This is a genomic window from Lysinibacillus sphaericus (genome assembly GCF_006864135.1).
Classification (GTDB): Bacteria; Bacillota; Bacilli; order Bacillales_A; family Planococcaceae; genus Lysinibacillus.
This window is the reverse complement of sequence record NZ_SADV01000024.1, coordinates 51,838-69,795: the sequence shown is the minus strand read 5'-3', so window position 1 is coordinate 69,795 and position 17,958 is coordinate 51,838. Positions and strand designations below refer to the sequence as shown.

Here is a 17,958-nt window from a genome sequence, read left to right as displayed (position 1 = left end):
ACGTTCTCAGCCACATGATGTGCTGGGGATTTACGATAAGGCTTGCGCTTTCTACGAATAACAGACTTCAATCCACTAATCTGCATTAAACGATAAAATACGCTTTTCGTTAACCATCGCTTGATTATTTTCTTTTCGCTGACGATTGATTGTCAACGTTGTACGACGATAGCCGTAAATACGATCTACTTGTTGGTAAAGGAGATGAATGTCCTTTAAAATTGCTTCATTTTCAACTTCTCTGTTAGAAGACTTGCGACTTAGCCACTTATAGTAAGCAGCACGCGAAACACCAGCTATTTCACATAGTAAAAGAATCGAAAGTTCTTCCTCTCGATGTAATTCTTGAATCGCTAAATAGCGTTGCTGTAGACGTATTTGGCTTAACGACGCCTCCTTTCGATTTCCTCTAACTTTTTTAAAAATAGATTTTCTGCACGTAAACGTTCATTTTCACGTTCAATACGTTGAATCTCAAATTTCAATTTCTCCTCAACGGTTAATTCGACTTCATCTTTTGTGCGACCACGGCGATCTCGTAATCCCTCTTCACCGTTAGTTTCAAACTTCTTCGTCCATTGATATACCTGTTGATACGAAACCCCATAGGTGTGCGCTGCCAACTGATAATTTTTCTGGTGCTTCAAACAGTACTCGACAATCTCAATACGTTCCTCAAAAGTTGTCTTTCTTCCTTCTGTCATAGCTTGACTCATTCCTTTACCGGAATCTTTTATTTCACTATGACTAGTATACTTTTTTACCCACCTTTTTAAAACTTAGGTACTACTAATCTCATATTTCGCTAACACTTCCATCTGTGAATAATTCCGTTGAATGTAGTCCTCCACAGCCGCTAACTTTAACTCTTTTGAATAGAATTTACATGAAGTAGCTTCGTGTAATCCATCACGTCCACTTGCCTCATATTTCATTTTCCAGCTATATAAAGTTTGAGGATTTAATGAAAATCTTTCACACAATTCGTTGATAGAATAGTTACCTTCTTCAAACAATTGAAGGATATGTAGTTTTAACTCGAGTGGATGTTTGCTTCGCCCCATAAAAAATCCCCTTAGATCAATAGATTTTATTTTTTAATCTGTCTACCTAATAGGGAGCATATCAATTTGCCGACTTGGTCTTTTTTACTTTTTATGAAGCCTCAAAAAGAAGAAACTGAGTAGACTATAAATTGTTACTTGGTTTTATCTTGTTTGATAAAGGGTAAAAGTTAGATGCCCTTATATGATAATTCAACTTATTTTTCTATTTTTGACAATTTTGTGTCAAATATTGTTTACCTAAAATAACAAAAATTAAAAATGAATTCAAGTATTTAGTAACGATTTCACAAAAAATATTACTTTAGTGTCACGAAATAATAGATGTTCCGTCATTTTATGGCGGTTGGTTGGCGTGGACTGGCGTGAGTTAGGGTATATACCTGAAAAAAATGGAGGTCATCACGACAAAAATTGGCGTGAAGTTACAATTGAATTTCTATTTATGGAAATGATAGGATGGAATTACTCGAGGTGCTTTACTTTTTTTCTATCGATAGAGAGGAGTGTTTAATATGGTGAAAATAATAATTAAAATTATTATCACAATTTTTGGAGCGATTTTAATTTTTACAGACTTAAAAGAAAATAACACGTGGTTATTTAGCTTTTGGATTGCCATTGCATTATATATGATATTTGAAGGATTTTTTTTCAAAAAGAAAAATCCTCAATAATTCCAAGGAGTGTTAATAGTGAACTTAATTAAAAAAGGTGTAGGATATACAGTAATTACTTCAATGTTGTTAACAAGTGCAGTTTTACCTTTCAGTAATGCTTCGGCTAGTGAGCTTGATAATCAAGAAAACACTGTTGCTATTCAACAACAAGCTAACCCTAGTATTCTTTCAGATTACGAAATCAACTTATTAGATCCTTATGTTAATTTTGATTTTGCTGGTAAAAATTTCTCAATTAGTTCTAAAGCTAGTACAGAGTTGAGTCCTGAGCTATACAATAAACTTGATAATCAAATTAGCTTAGCAAATGCTCAAATCCAACAATTAGATTTGAACAGCCAAGCTCAGGCTCAAATTCCACAAGCAATGGCAGCAGCTTACGTAAATGGTAAAACGGACATTGACTTCCATTGGTGGGGGGCTACTGTATATTTATCTAGAAATACGCTAATTGGATTAGGTGGAGGTATTGCTATTGGAGGTCTTTGGATACCTGAACCTGTTGTTTCTAAAGTACTTGGTTCGCTAGGTATTGCTTTAGGTACAGCTGCATCTATCACTGGCGGAGTTAAATTTGACTATAAATATATTGGTGTAATTCCAGCTATGCTTCCGTTCGCAATTTCAAACGTTTCATTCCAATAGAATTATGGTTACATACTAAGTTGCCATAATAAAGTAAATAAGCCGAGTAGACTAAAAATTGTCCACTCGGTTTTGTTTTTGTGAAATACTGGTATAAATAAACTGATAACAGGGCACACAATTGAGTACCTTGTTATCAGTTTATTCGTCATACGGTATATACTTCGATTGAAGTTCCTTAGCTACTTCTTTTCTTCTTAAAGAATACAACAACGTTAACAATAACTAAAATTAGGCATAATGAATAAATGACTATTATTGAGTAATCAAAAAACTTTGGTTCATTCCAGTTAACCATGTCAGTTAAGATATACAAAGCAAATGCTAACGCAGCCATATATCCGATATTTTTCATAATTCAATGGATGTGATAAGATTATAGGGAAGGAGGCGCTAACCTCCTTCACAGCTTACTTGCGACGTTTTCTTTTGGTTGAGGGGCGTCGCTTTTGTTTTGGCTTATTTTTCATATCGCTAATGTTTTTCGCTGAACTTGTTAGTAAGTTAAGCACAGTTGCGATAGCTACTAGATAAGCTAGAACCTTATCATAATCCACTTTGTTCACCTCCTTTCTATACTCTTGTTATAAATCAAGTGATTTATAAAAGTTTTTTAATTTATTTTGAAAGGTGATTGTCATAGTATTCGCCAAGCTTCTCAGCTACGCCTAAGCCCATACGACTGATGTCACTAACGCCATCTACATAACGTTTAATTGCTCCTTGTGTAAGTCCACACTCTTTAAAGATACGATACGATGTATGTTCACCTTCACCATTTTTAGCATCCTGTGCAGCCTTAACAACCGCCTCGACTTTTTCTGAAAGTTTCATGCCTAACACTCCTTTTTTAAGTACATTATAAATCATATGAAATATAAATCAAATGATTTCTACGTCAATAGAAAAAAGCCACTCGTTTGAGTGACTAGATTCCTAACAATTGCTTCTTCTTCGCGTCAAATTCTTCTTGCGTTAATATCCCATCATCTAATAAATCCTTTAATTCTCGAATTTCATCGGCTACATAGTACATGTCCTTTTCCTGTGTACCTGCAGGTGCAGTTGACGTTTTAGCCATTACTTTTAGATTCTCGATACCTGATTTAATTTCAAGTGCAATATGCGCTGGCACATCGTCAATGATAGCCTTGTTTCCAGTTGATACGATTTCGATAGTAGAGTAAACAAGCTTATTTGAAATGTTGATACTGCTAATTGAAGACAAAGGAATGCTTGTTTCATCATTGGATACGATTCCTTTGATCTCATGTAATAAGATTCTTTGGTCAGTGACATAAAGCTGTTTTGTGCCTTTAACGGATGCACATACAGCGAGTAGTGTTTCACCTTGATCTGTCAGTCTATCGTCAAACATTTGAATCTGTTTTGCCATTGCTTTCTTCTTTCCGAATCCTGCAAATTTTATTGTTTCTGCTACTGTATCCATGTCATGCACTCCATACGAATTATGTAACTTAATTCTATAGAAAATCTTGCCATTAGTACATATGAAAAAGCCATCCGTAAGAATGGCTTTAACATTTATTTTATTTCTTTTAGAGCTTTATTCATTTGCTCTTCATTTGATTTTACAGCTTCGCTATCAACAGTATCGGCACCACGATATGTATATTTCATGTTTTGGAAGTAATCAAAAGCAAAGTCCTTTAGAGCACCTTCACTATTTTTCTCTACGTAATAGGATTTAAAAATGTTTGATAACATGCGTTCATGATTACCAATATCACTAAGATAGTTACCTGATTTGTAGTCATCAATGATGTACGTTGAAAATTTTTTAACCTCGGCTTCAGTAGCTTTATAATCCATTAATAATTTTTCAAGTGCATAAAACTTATCAGATGCACTATCAGAATTTGAAGCTAACTTTGTTATTTCGTCTTGCCATTTCATTTCGACAGAAACTTTTGGTGTTGGCTTCTCAATTGTTTGATTCTTAGGTATTGGCTTTTCAGCTTCTTCGCTACAAGCTGCCAATCCTAGACTTAATACTAAAGCCCCACTAAAAATTAATTTCTTCATTTCATAATTCCTCCTCTACTTTTCCATTTTAGGGAAAATAGAGACATATGTACATATAAAAAAACAGACAACTGTGATTAGTTATCTGTTTTACCAATTACTTTGACTTCTATTTTTAAAGTGGAATTAATAATGTTTTTCTTTTTTGTGGTAGTAGTGTCATATTCGATTTCTAAATCATCCAATGAATAACCTTCATTTAAACGATATTGGATAGCGTCTTTAATAGCCTTATTTTGTTTTGCAGCTATTTGTTTCACCAAATCTTTCATTTCCATTTGAATCACTCCACAATAGTTATTTGTTTTATATTTTCCGCCCATCTTCTAATACAAAATTAGCCTCGTATTTAACTCCCAATACTTCTGCGATAAGGTTTAATTCTTTCTCGTTGAAATTGTCACGTTTTAATTTGTTGGAAATGTTAGGTTGAGAAGTACCCATTTTTTCAGCGAGCTCGGAAAGCGTTAAGTCCTTTTCAACCATAAGCATTTTGATTTTCTTAGCCATCCCCATATAAACACCTTCTTTCATTTGTTTTCCTTATAACTATAATACACCAAATGATAATTAAAAATAAATAAAATATCACTTAAAAATTATAAAACGCTTTACAATATAATTTTTACAGTATATATTATCATTAATTAGTTATAAAAAATAATGAAAGTGAGGTGAAAACGATGGCGTTTGAATACTTAGCAACTTACAAAACATTTGAATCAATAGCAGATATGGACACAGCTGTTGAGAACCACATGGCAGCACACTACTATGATTTGACTGAATCCGAACGTGCCATCGTTTTCAAGCTTTCTAGTCACGCTTTGGAACATCCAGGGGCTTGTCATTTAAAAGCTGCTACTATTGCTGCAGCATTTGAAATCAGCACAAAGACATTTTATCGTGCTATTTCAAAATTAGAATCACTAGGAATCGTTAAGAAAGAAACGACTGTAAAAAGCAAAGGTGGACAAGGAGCAAGCATTTACATCATTTTGCCTTACAATGTCCCAGCGTCAATGTCCGAGCGTGAAAAAACTGAAAAGCCTTGTGAGAGTAAGGTTAAAGTGCAACAATCTGAAAACCTATCTTTTAACTCTTTTAATCTTTTAAGTTCTAAACAAGCAAATAATATTATGAATCTAGAAAATGAATTAGCTTTGCAAGCTGAAAAGAAAAAAGAATACATGAATGAGTATCAAGTGATGTTATTTGATTTCATGAATAGCCTGCCATTAACAGACAATTTAATTTAAAAGATGAATTACATAAGTGTGTATTAGCTACTAATATCCAAAATGTACAAGACTTCATAAAAGCTAAGAATGTTCTATTCAAAATTGCTATGGATATTAAAGAAGGTGTACTGACGGTTGCTAGTACATTAAGAGCAGTATTCACAGGTGCATATAGTAAGGCTGTGGAGCGTTTGAGTAATAAATCGAATAAATCATCATATATAGAAGAAACAGTGAATAAAGAACGTCCAGTGCCGTTTTATAACTGGCTTAATGAACGTGATGATCGTACACAAATAAATAGCAGACCAAACTTAGAAAATTGGCTGGAATGGTAGAGTGGAATATAAGATGTCACACTTTGAATGGGTTAAGCAACAAATGTTTTGATTATTTTCAAATACAATTATTTTATTCATTATAATAAAAAAGCACCTTATTAAGGTGCTAATAAATAACTATATCAAAATGTAGAACCATCTAAAAATTTTCTCCAACCAAAATCAGTAATTTTGAAGTCATTATATTTTAATCGATTGTAATCAATTTTATAGAAGAATCTTTCTTGTTCCTCACGGTCGTATTGAATTACTAACGGATTAGACGGATGGAGCATCATTACCTTATAATAATCTTCTGGTCTGTCAACCCAAACGTGATTCATACTAATTGGTTCATAATTAGTCCAACTATAATCTCTTGTTGTCTGCCAATCCTCTTGTATGTACTTATATCTATACCAACCTTTGTAGCTCTGCCCTAGTATTTTTTTATTTGGCAGTTTTTCTATTACATCTTTAGCCATTGTTTCTATAAAATCATTAAGTTGTTTTCTAGCTTTAGCGACATCCTCTTTGGCTGTATCTTGATGCTTAATTGATCTTAAGTGGCTATTCATTGCAGATTCGAAATTCAATGAGTAAGGTGTGAGAGACAAATCATAGTTTATAAAATAATCATATGGACGACCTATATCATCGTTCTCACTCACGGTATAATCAAATTTTACTGTAACAATGTCAGTTTTTAATTCAGGGTAGTTTTCTTTTAAATAAGAACTTAACTGACTAGCTGATTCAATTTTAGTCTCAACCTTTTTAACCTCAACTTCTTTACCTCCACCTTTTGTATGCGGATTCTTTAAAGCAACCATGTATGTGCTTGAATTCGCTTTGTTTTCCATTTCTTTTGCTTGTACAGTTTCATGGGCTGTAGTAAATAACATCGATAAAAAGATGCTACTAGCAGCCAATGATAATGGTAGTTTTTTCATTTACTAACCTCCTATTTAGTTATATTATACCATTTAATGTAATGAATAAAAAGTAATGAATTATTTTCTATTAAACTAACATTACTTTTGCTTTTAATAACAACAAAAGACCACTCCGTGATGGGTGGTCTATTTAAATTCCCCATCATATCCCCACCATTTGTAGAAATTAAAGCTCGATAAATCAAGTTATTCATGAATGAAATTAAATAAAAAAACAGCCGATAAATCCTTATATATCAAGGGTTTATCGGCTAACCATAAATACGAATAGATACGCATGAATATAACATTTCTATAGGAAGCATTCATGGCTGTTCTGAAGATAGATGATTCGAAGTAATTAGGTGTATAAAGGGTTGGCTGGCATTTGCCACCCGATAGGGCCACCCATTTAGAATTTATACTCATAGTGCACCTAAAGATCTTGAGCAAATGAATCAAAGATGTCTACAGCATCTCGAGACATTTTCTCTGTAAGATGGACATAGCGGTCTTCAGTAATAGCTGATCTGCTGTGTCCTAATCTTTTTTGTACAGTTTTAATAGGTGTACCATTCTCTATTTATGTTGTTTGACACTTGGCGTACAATGTTCACGATTTTCTTTTTATCATACATAATCATGTTCTGAATCCTTTTTATAAAACTCACTGCACTTTTAACGATTTTCAAGTTGTCTTTTATAGTGCTCTTAAAATTTTGGTTAGAGCATTACCAAAGGGAATAGTTCGATAATCAGCCTTTAATTTTGGAGGTCTAGATTGCCAGTTTATTTTTCGTTTTTCATCTTCGATATCAACTAGTTGCTGCTCAATTTCCAACGTCATTTCCTCGAAATTTATATGTTTCCATTCAAGCCCACAAATTGCGCCTACACGCCCCACAATGTAAGCCAATATGAAATGGTAAATAAAAAGGGTGATCCTCATTTATAACACTATTACTACGTCTTAGGTTTTCTTTTGATTGAATTTTTAATTCTTCACGAGATACTAGTTGTTTTGAATACATTGAACCTATTGAAGAGAGAAGAGAATGTGGTGCTGCAAAATAATGGCGCGGAAAAAGGTGAAACGGTGCACGACATGTCTAAAATGGTGAACGCACCTGTTAAAAAACAAAAATATGAGCAGATGAGCTTATTTTAAGATAACAGCGATGCGCACATGAAAGATTTTTTGTTCAGTAAAAGAGATTGGATTTTCCATTTATGTATACTATTTATCTAGCTTGTTAGATATATTTCTTAGAATTTCGTTTTGTTCCTCCAGCAATCTAATGAACTTAATTAAAAACCAAATTACAAAGGCTAACGGAGCAAGAAAAAACAATAATGACATAATTCTTACAAACCTCCTTTTGGATAATTGTACCACAAAAGTCAAGTATTTTAGAAAATAGGGGAATCAATCGTGGCAGAAAGAAATTACTCATTTGAAAAGGGGTATTAAGATGACTCAAAAATAAGTGATGGTGCTGAAATAGCTGCTAATAATGCCAAAGAAGCGAATATGTATTATTTCACTGGTTATAGAGATGATATACAAACAGATGATATTTTATTTGTATGTTTACACTGCGTGATTAAAAAAGATAAATTAATAAACCATTGTAAGAAACGAGTAGTTAAAGATTTTACTTTATATTTACCTAGGTGAGCAAGATGTGATTCATTATTACATCTTCATAATTGGACTACTATTCGGTTCGAGTTTAAGGTCAACATATTCCACTATCCAAAAACTTAAGTTCTGTAATCTTGTGGTATAAACACGGTTCCAGCATTTTCGTACACTAAAATCTTTCTTCGTAATTGTTTCTGCTTTTGACTATTATTTTCTTGAAATTCTTCAATCAAAAAAGGTAACTAAACATAAAACTAGATTAACTATGGTGAGTATTTAGCATTTTGATGTACATTCTAAAAAAATCCCTTTTTTAAAATAAGAAGAAACTAGTATACACGTCTATACATAGAATTAATCGCTACATATTCTAGCAATATAGAGAGCGCTCTCTAATACTAAAAAAATGAAAAGAGGGAATTTTTTGAGTGATCAATTAGATTTTCAAGTTAATCAAGTCGAACCTTGTCCAGTAACATCAACAGAACAAATACCATTAACTACTGAGGTTACTCCAGTAGTTGCTACACCGTTAGTGACGCCAACTGTTAAAGTTCCGGTTGTGCTTGCAGAACCAACACTTCAAATTGCTGTGGAGGCGGATATTACGCTTACTCCTGCAGCAACTGAAATCAAAAGAGTGAAAAAAAATGTATTCCTAAATCAAGTGAAACTAGTACCTGTTGCTTTTGCACGTATTGGCACTACTGACTTTTTTGCGGTAACAAGAGCTAAATTATTTGTAGCAGGACATATTCGCAAAAATATAGAATATGCTACAGCAGCATGTAACGCGGCACTCCAAGATAGAATTGCCGATGTTCCGTTTTCAGGTTTTACAGACCTTACGTTCCCACAAACACTTGGAGGCCCTACTCCGATTTTAGGAATTTCTGAGTTTGCCGAAGCGAACTTCCTTAATGAAACTACGCAAATGGATGCTCGATTGGATAAAGCATTCTTCCAAAATCTAGTTAAATACAATGAACAACCATTTGGCGAGTTAGTAGCTGCAAACTTCTTTGAACTTGATTTTTCACCGGTTATGGCAGAACCAGAAGGCACTTTCGACACATTACGTGAAAAAATCGTGCTAGAGCTTACTGTAAAAGTACTGCAAGTTCAACAAATTCGCCTTGGAGCAGGCACTAGTGTTATAACTCCTGTTCTTACAGGGCTTACTCCTCCAGTTAGTCCTTAATAATCTCTAGTTTATAGAGGAGCAGAACATATAAAAAACGCAGTTCACTGCAACAAAATGCAATCAAAAAAACAACCCTGTAAATCTAATGGATACTAATAAAAATCAAATATTTGAGTTGGCAGTTGAAAATGCGGCTCGATCTGATTTTCAACTGCCTTTTTGTAATTTAATAACGGAGATGTAATAGCTGGTGTGTAATTTAGGGAAGGCTAGAGGGTTGCAAAAGGGCATTTTTCAACAGTTTTCCGAAAAAAACTTACAGAACGCACAATAAAAAGATTTCTTCATCAATTATTAGAACAATCGATTTAAAAGCCTTACATAGATGTATCGATTTCAACTACCATTTATACGCAACAATGTTGATTGAAAGTGGACAACCTATAAAAACTGTCCAAAAAAGAATAGGACAAAGCAGATCAGCAACTACTGAAGACCGCTATGTCCATTTAACTCACAAGATGGCAAGAGATGCTACCGATATTTTTGATTCCATTGCAAAAGATTTATAAATTGCTAGCACAATTTTAAAACGGTGGCAATCACCACCATACTAGAAACGAAGTCAAATGAGCTCATTGTCTTATTTTTGACTCCGCAATATATATTCAATATCACTGTAAAGGCTCAAGTAACGGGTGAGTAATAAAAATCTGAAATGATTTATTGGAGTCATTCTACTTGTGAAATATTTAAACTGTGTTCCCTCTTAAAAGTTTCAATAAATTTAACAGCACTTTTTGAAATGTAACGGTCCTTCAACCAGATAACGGCCGAATCTGATTGAATACTAAGTTCTTCAAGCTCCAATATTTTCAGGCCATTCATAGAAAAAGAACGTAAGACAGACCTTGGAAGTAAAGAAGCACCGACACCTTCTCTTACTAGGGACATTATCATATCAGCGTCTGAACATTGGCAGACAATATTTGGTTCATAGTGATATTTTCTACAAGCTTCTATAACCAATTCGTATTGACCAACACCCTTAACACGTTGTAGCAACATTAGTGGCATACTTGAAAGTTCTTCTAGTCTTATTGTATTTTCATAATTCCACGTCTCAGGGATAACGGCTACAAAATGATCTGGAGGTAATGGTAGTGAAGATAAGTCATCTAATTCTGATTCAAAAGGTAACCGGACTATAGCAACCTCAATATGCCTATTCCTTAAATCTTGTAATAATCGATAGGTATCCCCTTCGTATAAACGAAATGTAACGTGTGAATACTTTTCTCGGAAAAAACGAATGCGTTCAGGTAGGTAAGAAAAGCATGTTTTTACAGATCCAATTGATAAAGTACCCTTAAGACCTTCTCCCACTTCTTTCACTTCCATAATTGTTTCATCAATCTGACTTAAAAGATTGGTAGCTCTCTTATACAAAACTTTTCCTGCTGCTGTTAGTTCTATATTCTTTCCATTTCGTACGATCAAAAGAGTACTAAGTTCTTCCTCCAGCGCTTTTAACTGTTGACTAAGGGGGGGTTGGGCCATATGTAATTTCTTTGCTGCTCTAGTGATTTGCCCTTCTTCAACAATAGTGGTAAAGTATCGCAATTGTCTAATATCCATGAAACTCCTCCTTAGAAAGCATATTTATTTTATATACGTTACAAACATTTTAAATATTTTAAATATTTCAAACTTAATGATACATTAAGTTTGAAAACGATTCCATGAAAAGGTAGAAAAGGAGAAGATACAATGTCTAGAATTCGAAAAGCTAAAGAAAGTATAAAAGGTTCGATTGCACCAGTTATTACACCATTCAAGGAAGATGAAAGCATAGATTTACAGACATTTAAAAATTTAATTAACTGGCAAATAGAAAGTGGGAGCCATGGTATTTCGGTAACCGGGACTTCTGGGGAACCTAGTTCTCTAACAATCGAAGAAAGAGAGCTTGTGATGGAAACAGCAAGTAAAACGATTAACGGACGAGTTCCATTTATACCAGCAACGGGATCTGTTAATCATAATGAAGCGCTTCGACTAACAAAGGCTGCTCAAGAAATGGGAGCAGATGCTGCGATGGTCATTGTTCCATACTATAACAAGCCTTCCCAGCAAGCATTATATAAACACTATAAAGCTATTGCCGATACCGTGGATATTCCCATTATTATCTATAACATTCCTGGAAGAACAGGGCTGAATATGGAAGTAACAACAATGGCTCGACTCGTTGAAGATTGCCCGAACATTATTGGTGACAAAGAATCAAATAAAGATTTTGAACATGTCAATCGAGTGCTGTTGAATTGTGGTAGAGATTTCAGTCTATTCTCGGGAATTGAACTTCTTTGCTACCCAATGTTAACAATCGGTGGAAAAGGTTCTATTAGCGCCACAGCAAACGTTGCGCCAGCGAAAGTAGCAGAAATGCACAATGCTTGGGAGGAAGGCGACGCTGAAAAAGCTTTAAATCTTCATTATGAATTGATGACATTAAATGATGTGTTATTCAAAGAAACTAACCCTGGACCAGTAAAAGCAGCGCTGGGCATGATGGGTAAAATTACGCCAGTTTTACGTAAGCCAATGGATTTACCAGCTGAGGCACTTCAAAACGAAATTCGTGAAGTTTTAAATCAATATGGTATTTTATCAAATGCGATTGTCACTAAATAATCATTCAAAATCTAAAAAATTCTCTTACTCCTCGTGACAGGAGTAAGAGAAGAATGGGGAGTGTAATAACATGCAAGTTCAAGTATCTGAGACTCAAAAAAATCACGAACACAAGCAAGTAGCAAATGTAAAACTTTATATTAATGGACAGTTTGTCGACAGTCAATCAGGTGCTTCTTTTGAAAATAAAAATCCATTTACCAATGCAATAAACAACTATATCGCTGAGGGGCGTGAAGCGGATATAAATCAAGCTGTTCTTTCAGCAAAAGAAGCGTTTGTGAATGGTCCGTGGGGCAAGATGAAATTGAAAGAAAGAATGAATTATATTAATAGAATTGCAGATATCATCGATGAGGAGATTGAAGAAATTGCTTTCTTAGAATCATTAGACACAGGTTTGCCAATTAGCCAAACAAGAAATCAAACCGCACGTGCTGCAGAGAATTTCCGTTTCTACGCACGAATGGTTGAGACAAAATTGCATGGCGAATCTTATCCAATGGATGATGAATTCATTAATTATACAGTTTATAAACCATTAGGTGTTATAGGGTTAATTACGCCATGGAATGCCCCATTCATGTTAGAGACTTGGAAAGTAGCGCCTGCATTAGCAACTGGAAATACGGTTGTCCTAAAACCAGCTGAACTTTCACCATTGACTGCAAATAAATTAGCTGAAATTATTCATAAAGCTCAAGTTCCGGATGGCGTCTTTAATATCGTGCATGGCTTTGGAGAAACAGCAGGGGCTGCACTTGTTGCTCACTCAGATGTGAAAGCGGTTTCATTTACAGGTGAAACGACTACAGGCTCCACTATTATTAAAAACGCTGCGGATACTTTAAAGAAAACATCGATGGAGCTTGGTGGGAAATCACCTTTAATTGTATTTGATGATGCAGATCTTGAACGAGCTCTAGATGCAGCAATATGGGGGATTTTCTCATTTAATGGGGAACGTTGTACATCCAATTCTCGCGTATTCTTGCATAAAAATATTAAAGATCAATTTGTTGAAAAATTAAAAGCACGTGTCGCTAACATTAAAATCGGTGACCCAATGGATTCATCAACTGAGCTTGGTCCGCTAATTGAAAAAGGTCACTACAACAAAGTAAAAAAATATATAGAAATCGCTAAAGAAGAAGGTTGTGAAGTAGTTCAGGGAGTGGTTCCGGAAAAGGTAAAGGCAGGTAATTTTGTACCACCGACCCTTTTATTGAATGCAAAAAATGACATGAGAGTATGTCAGGAAGAAATTTTTGGTCCCGTTATGGCCGTAATCGAATTTGAAACAGATGAAGAAGTACTTCATATGGCAAATGACGTATCTTACGGACTAGCTGGTTTTGTATGGACAAAAGATTTAAAACGAGCACATCGTATGGCGGATGCTATTGAAGCAGGTATGCTTTGGATTAACGCTCAAAACGTACGAGATCTTCGAATTCCATTTGGCGGTATGAAAGATAGTGGAATTGGAAGAGAGGGTGGTCATTACGCAATGTTTGAATTCTATACAGAACCAAAGGTAATCCATGTTGCTATAGGTGACCATCATATTCCGCAATTTGGGAAGTAAATAACTATATTTTTAGGGGGAAACAATAATGCCAGCAAAAACAGGAGAGCAATATATTGAAAGAGTTGATCATGCACAGGCAAATATATGGATTGATGGCAAACGAGTAGAAGGGAAGATTTCTGAACATCCAGCTTTTAAAGGAGTTATGAAAACTCAGGCAGAACTTTACGATTTGCAACATGATCCAGACAAAAAGGATTACATGACATATGAATCTCCGACAACTCGTGAACGGGTTGGTACATCTTTTATTCAGCCAAAAACACAAGAAGATTTGGTGACACGTCGCAAAATGATGCAAGAATGGGCGAAATATAATGGTGGCATGATGGGGCGTTCCCCTGATTACATTAATGTCGGGATGATGGCGTATGGTTCAGCTGCAGAAATGTTTGGGAAACAAGACTCCATCTATGCCGAAAATATGACCAACTACTACGAGTATTGCCGTGAAAATGATTTATCTTTAACACATACGTTGATTCAGCCTCAAGTCAATAGGGGCGTAAATTCAGCACAGCTTCCTGATCCGTTTATTGCAGCGCGCATTAAAGAGAAAACGTCTGAAGGGGTCGTTATTAAAGGGGCAAGATTACTTGCTACTCAAGGTGGTATTACCGATGAAATCATGGTATTCCCATCTACTTTGTTAAAACAATCAGCTGAAGAAAATCCATATGCGTTTGCATTTTCTATTCCTAATAACACACCGGGCTTGAAATTTATTTGTCGAGAATCTTTTGATTATGGTAAGTCTCATTTCGACCATCCGTTAGGATCTCGCTTTGAAGAAATGGATACCATTGTTGTGTTTGATGATGTTGTCGTTCCATGGAATCGAGTTTTTGCACTTGGTGATGTTAATGTGTGCAACCAGGCCTACAATGAAAGTAATGCAGTTGTTCATATGACACATCAAGTTGTATCAAAAAATATCGCGAAAACAGAGTTTGTACTTGGTATTCTTCAACTAATGGCAGAGACAATTAATATTGGCCAATACCAACATATACAGGAAAAAATCTCTGAGGTAATTATTGCACTTGAAACGATGAAAGCATATGTCGTTGCTGCCGAAGCAAATGCAAAAGTGGATAGATGGGGCACTATGACACCAGATTTTGCACCGTTAAATGCAGCACGTCATTACTTCCCAAAAATTTACCCTCGCTTTACAGAAATTATGCAATTAATGGGTGCAAGTGGCTTAATGGCGATCCCTTCAGAATCAGACTTTCATTCTGAAATTCGTCCTGATCTTGATAAATATTTACAATCAGCCACTGGAGATGCTTATGATCGTGTGAAACTTTATCGTTTGGCATGGGATGTATGTATCAGTTCATTCGGTACTCGACAAACACTTTATGAGCGCTTCTTCTTCGGTGATCCAATTAGAATGGCTAGTACGCTTTATAACGGGTATGACAAACAGGAATATGTTGATCGTGTGAAGGAATTTTTGAATCGATCAGAAGCGTTAGTTAAAAATAACTAATTAATCGACTAAGGGAGATGAGGAGTATGGATTTCAATATCATTCGTATTGCCAGAACGGTTATAAACGTGAAGGATTTAGACCGTTCAAAAGATTTTTATGTAAAAGCGCTCGGGATGATTGAAACGGAAACAAAGGATGACTGTGTTTATTTGAGAGGGCTTGAAGAACACACACACCACAGTTTGGTTCTTAAAAAGTCCGAGACGTTAGGGGTACACGCACTCGGTTACAAAGTAGAAAAAGAAGAACATCTTGACCGTCTAGCTGAATTATTTCAAGCAAAAGGCTTTAAAACAAAGTGGCTTAAGGAAGGTACTCAGCATGCTCTTGGACGTGCACTGCATGTACATGATATTTCAGGGATGCCCCTTGAATTTTTCTGCAAGATTGAAAAAGCAGAGCGCTTACTTCAGCGCTACGATTTATACAGCGGTGCCCGCATTCAGCGGATTGACCACGTAAACTGTGCTGTACCAGATGTAGAAAAAGCTTACAACTTCTTTATCAACGAGTTAGGCTTTGCATGTTCTGAATATACAACGATAGAAGATGGAAGTATCTGGGCTGCGTGGCTCCACCGCAAACAGACTGTGCATGATCAAGCCTTTATGAACGGAGATGGTCCGCGTCTTCATCACTTTGCTTACTGGCTACCTGATCCACTTGCTCTAATTCACTGCTGCGATGTTTTAGCTTCTCTTGGCTATTCACAGAACATTGAAAGAGGGCCAGCACGCCACGGCTTATCCAATGCGTTCTTCTTGTATTTAAGAGATCCAGATGGATACCGCATTGAGCTGTATAACGGAGATTACTTAACAAGTGACAATGATTTCGAGCCAATTCGATGGGATTTAAACGACCCACGTCGTCAAACATTATGGGGTGCAAAAGCACCGGACAGTTGGTTTAATGAAACATCTCCGTTTTTAGATATTGAAACCAATGAACAAATTCAATCCAAGGCACCAAACCTTGCACAGCGTAAACCAGAACTTGTTATTTAAAGAATGGAGGAATTTTAATGGATGATCGTACATTTCGAGATGCGATGGGTAAATTTGCAACCGGCGTAACAGTTATTACAACGGACATTGATGGAGAGCCTCATGGCATGACAGCAAATGCCTTCATGTCAGTGTCGCTAAACCCAAAACTCGTACTAATATCAATTAAAGAAAATGCAAAAATGCTCGATAAAATTAACCGCTCCGGTAAATTTGCGGTAAATATTTTATCGGAAGATCAGCAAGAAGTTTCTATGTTATTCGCTGGTCAAATCAAAGAAAAGCGTGAACCTGAATTTGACCGCCTAAACGAAATCTCGGTAGTAAAGGATGCGCTAGCAAATATTGTGTGCAATGTATATGGAAAGCAAGTAGCTGGTGACCATACGCTGTTCCTTGGAGAAGTAGAAAATATTGTCCTTCGTGAAGGAAATCCTCTGACATTCTTTGCAGGAAAATATGGCCAGATCATTGCACCGCAACTAACTTAACATAAAAGGGGAGGGCAAACGATGCAGACAATTACTATCAAAAGTTCAATTGATAAATCAACATTCACTGAAATGGAAGCTTGTGTTTTGGCTCTCGGTTTTTTTGATGGCGTTCACATCGGTCATCAAAAAATTCTTGAAACAGCAAAACAAATTGCTTTGCAAAAACAATGCGCCTTTGGTGTTATGACGTTTTATCCGCACCCAAAAGATATACTCTTTCCTCATATGGAGCCAATGACTTATTTAACTCCGCTTCCTTTGAAAGAAGATCGATTTGAAAAGCTGGGTGTTGAGAAGTTATTTGTTGTTGAGTTTAGCCCTGATTTTGCCCGTCTCTCTCCTAACGATTTTGTTGAACAATACATTATTGGACTTGGATGTATACATGTTGTAGCCGGCTTTGATTATCATTATGGCTATAAAGGACTCGGTAATATGAAAACGTTAACAGAGTATAATCCCGGAAGTTTGGACGTAACGACTGTTCCAAAAATCCAACATTCTGATGAAAAAATTAGTTCAACAGCAATCCGAAAATTGCTTGATGAAGGTCATGTGCAAATGATTCCTATGTACCTTGGTGATTTTTATGAAATTAATGGGGAAATGAATCAAAGTTCTCTTTTTCACAAAAAACATCAGTTTCTTAACTTAATAGTAAAAAAGAGATACCGAATGCCTAAACCTGGTATTTACCATATTCAAGTTGAAATAGATGGTATTAATTATGATGGAACTTGCCACCAAATATCTAGTAATGAGCATCACGCTTCATTGTTAATACAATTAAAAGATTGTTCTGTATTCCCATCCAAGAAGCGGATGAAGGTAAAGTGGCTAGATTATAAATATGGCAAGCAGAATGAGTCATACGGCATGAATGAATACATGAAAAAAGATGAGCTAGTGATCTAATTAATAGTAGGCTATAACAGAAAGGAGTAGACT

22 protein-coding genes are annotated in these 17,958 nt (G+C 35.5%); 11 read left to right on the top strand and 11 right to left on the bottom strand.

What is annotated here, in order from left to right:
* Window positions 1-383: 383 nt before the first annotated feature.
* A complete protein-coding gene (locus C7Y47_RS20295) occupies window positions 384-704 on the bottom strand; it encodes a helix-turn-helix domain-containing protein (RefSeq protein ID WP_185903551.1) in 321 nt (106 codons plus the stop codon).
* Between the two features lie 75 nt (window positions 705-779).
* Window positions 780-1,064 carry a helix-turn-helix domain-containing protein gene (locus tag C7Y47_RS20290; protein WP_142510407.1) on the bottom strand — a complete coding sequence of 95 codons (285 nt, stop codon included), beginning with the start codon at window positions 1,062-1,064 and terminating at the stop codon, window positions 780-782.
* 515 nt (window positions 1,065-1,579) lie between these two features.
* Between C7Y47_RS20290 and C7Y47_RS25080 the strand changes: the two genes are divergently transcribed.
* A complete protein-coding gene (locus tag C7Y47_RS25080; protein WP_162817387.1) occupies window positions 1,580-1,741 on the top strand; it encodes a hypothetical protein in 162 nt (53 codons plus the stop codon).
* Window positions 1,742-1,759: 18 nt separating this feature from the next.
* The gene (locus tag C7Y47_RS20285; RefSeq protein ID WP_142510406.1) at window positions 1,760-2,389 is read left to right on the top strand and encodes a hypothetical protein; all 630 of its coding nucleotides are present in this window, start codon (window positions 1,760-1,762) and stop codon (window positions 2,387-2,389) included.
* A 410-nt stretch (window positions 2,390-2,799) separates the two neighbouring features.
* On the opposite strand, the gene C7Y47_RS25075 is transcribed toward C7Y47_RS20285, so the two are convergent.
* The 6 genes from C7Y47_RS25075 to C7Y47_RS20260 form a co-directional block, all read right to left on the bottom strand.
* On the bottom strand, window positions 2,800-2,946 hold the full coding sequence (locus C7Y47_RS25075) for a hypothetical protein (protein ID WP_185903550.1): 147 nt from the start codon (window positions 2,944-2,946) through the stop codon (window positions 2,800-2,802).
* A 61-nt stretch (window positions 2,947-3,007) separates the two neighbouring features.
* Window positions 3,008-3,223 carry a hypothetical protein gene (locus C7Y47_RS20280; RefSeq protein ID WP_142510405.1) on the bottom strand — a complete coding sequence of 72 codons (216 nt, stop codon included), beginning with the start codon at window positions 3,221-3,223 and terminating at the stop codon, window positions 3,008-3,010.
* 94 nt (window positions 3,224-3,317) lie between these two features.
* Entirely contained in the window at window positions 3,318-3,839 is a 522-nt protein-coding gene (locus C7Y47_RS20275) for an SHOCT domain-containing protein (protein ID WP_142510404.1), read from the bottom strand.
* A gap of 95 nt (window positions 3,840-3,934) precedes the next feature.
* On the bottom strand, window positions 3,935-4,435 hold the full coding sequence (locus tag C7Y47_RS20270) for a hypothetical protein (RefSeq protein WP_142510403.1): 501 nt from the start codon (window positions 4,433-4,435) through the stop codon (window positions 3,935-3,937).
* Between the two features lie 77 nt (window positions 4,436-4,512).
* A complete protein-coding gene (locus C7Y47_RS20265; RefSeq protein ID WP_142510402.1) occupies window positions 4,513-4,713 on the bottom strand; it encodes a hypothetical protein in 201 nt (66 codons plus the stop codon).
* A gap of 28 nt (window positions 4,714-4,741) precedes the next feature.
* Window positions 4,742-4,969: a helix-turn-helix transcriptional regulator gene (locus C7Y47_RS20260; RefSeq protein ID WP_241740671.1), complete on the bottom strand. Its 228-nt coding sequence runs from the start codon at window positions 4,967-4,969 to the stop codon at window positions 4,742-4,744.
* 149 nt (window positions 4,970-5,118) lie between these two features.
* Between C7Y47_RS20260 and C7Y47_RS25870 the strand changes: the two genes are divergently transcribed.
* Window positions 5,119-5,694 (top strand): helix-turn-helix domain-containing protein, encoded by a 576-nt coding sequence (locus tag C7Y47_RS25870; protein WP_255505280.1) that lies wholly within the window; start codon window positions 5,119-5,121, stop codon window positions 5,692-5,694.
* A 173-nt stretch (window positions 5,695-5,867) separates the two neighbouring features.
* Window positions 5,868-6,014, top strand: coding sequence for a hypothetical protein (locus C7Y47_RS25865; RefSeq protein ID WP_255505279.1), 147 nt, complete (start codon window positions 5,868-5,870; stop codon window positions 6,012-6,014).
* A gap of 125 nt (window positions 6,015-6,139) precedes the next feature.
* On the opposite strand, the gene C7Y47_RS20250 is transcribed toward C7Y47_RS25865, so the two are convergent.
* Window positions 6,140-6,949, bottom strand: a complete 810-nt coding sequence (locus C7Y47_RS20250) for a hypothetical protein (RefSeq protein ID WP_142510401.1) — start codon at window positions 6,947-6,949, stop codon at window positions 6,140-6,142.
* A 682-nt stretch (window positions 6,950-7,631) separates the two neighbouring features.
* On the bottom strand, window positions 7,632-7,772 hold the full coding sequence (locus C7Y47_RS25070; protein WP_185903549.1) for a hypothetical protein: 141 nt from the start codon (window positions 7,770-7,772) through the stop codon (window positions 7,632-7,634).
* A gap of 1,228 nt (window positions 7,773-9,000) precedes the next feature.
* On the opposite strand from C7Y47_RS25070, the gene C7Y47_RS20240 reads away from it, so the two are divergent.
* The gene (locus C7Y47_RS20240; RefSeq protein ID WP_436970128.1) at window positions 9,001-9,777 is read left to right on the top strand and encodes a CsxC family protein; all 777 of its coding nucleotides are present in this window, start codon (window positions 9,001-9,003) and stop codon (window positions 9,775-9,777) included.
* Between the two features lie 675 nt (window positions 9,778-10,452).
* Here C7Y47_RS20240 and C7Y47_RS20230 read toward each other — a convergent pair.
* Window positions 10,453-11,358 carry a LysR family transcriptional regulator gene (locus tag C7Y47_RS20230; protein ID WP_142510398.1) on the bottom strand — a complete coding sequence of 302 codons (906 nt, stop codon included), beginning with the start codon at window positions 11,356-11,358 and terminating at the stop codon, window positions 10,453-10,455.
* 132 nt (window positions 11,359-11,490) lie between these two features.
* On the opposite strand from C7Y47_RS20230, the gene hpaI reads away from it, so the two are divergent.
* From hpaI to C7Y47_RS20200, 6 genes are all read left to right on the top strand, one after another.
* A complete protein-coding gene (hpaI, locus tag C7Y47_RS20225) occupies window positions 11,491-12,417 on the top strand; it encodes a 2,4-dihydroxyhept-2-ene-1,7-dioic acid aldolase (protein ID WP_142510397.1) in 927 nt (308 codons plus the stop codon).
* Window positions 12,418-12,487: 70 nt separating this feature from the next.
* On the top strand, window positions 12,488-14,005 hold the full coding sequence (hpaE, locus tag C7Y47_RS20220) for a 5-carboxymethyl-2-hydroxymuconate semialdehyde dehydrogenase (RefSeq protein ID WP_142510396.1): 1,518 nt from the start codon (window positions 12,488-12,490) through the stop codon (window positions 14,003-14,005).
* A 28-nt stretch (window positions 14,006-14,033) separates the two neighbouring features.
* A complete protein-coding gene (gene hpaB / locus C7Y47_RS20215) occupies window positions 14,034-15,506 on the top strand; it encodes a 4-hydroxyphenylacetate 3-monooxygenase, oxygenase component (RefSeq protein WP_142510395.1) in 1,473 nt (490 codons plus the stop codon).
* Between the two features lie 26 nt (window positions 15,507-15,532).
* Window positions 15,533-16,516, top strand: coding sequence for a 3,4-dihydroxyphenylacetate 2,3-dioxygenase (gene hpaD / locus C7Y47_RS20210; RefSeq protein ID WP_142510394.1), 984 nt, complete (start codon window positions 15,533-15,535; stop codon window positions 16,514-16,516).
* Between the two features lie 17 nt (window positions 16,517-16,533).
* The gene (locus tag C7Y47_RS20205) at window positions 16,534-17,007 is read left to right on the top strand and encodes a flavin reductase family protein (protein ID WP_142510393.1); all 474 of its coding nucleotides are present in this window, start codon (window positions 16,534-16,536) and stop codon (window positions 17,005-17,007) included.
* A 21-nt stretch (window positions 17,008-17,028) separates the two neighbouring features.
* Window positions 17,029-17,925, top strand: coding sequence for a cytidyltransferase (locus C7Y47_RS20200; RefSeq protein ID WP_142510392.1), 897 nt, complete (start codon window positions 17,029-17,031; stop codon window positions 17,923-17,925).
* The last annotated feature ends 33 nt before the right edge of the window (window positions 17,926-17,958 follow it).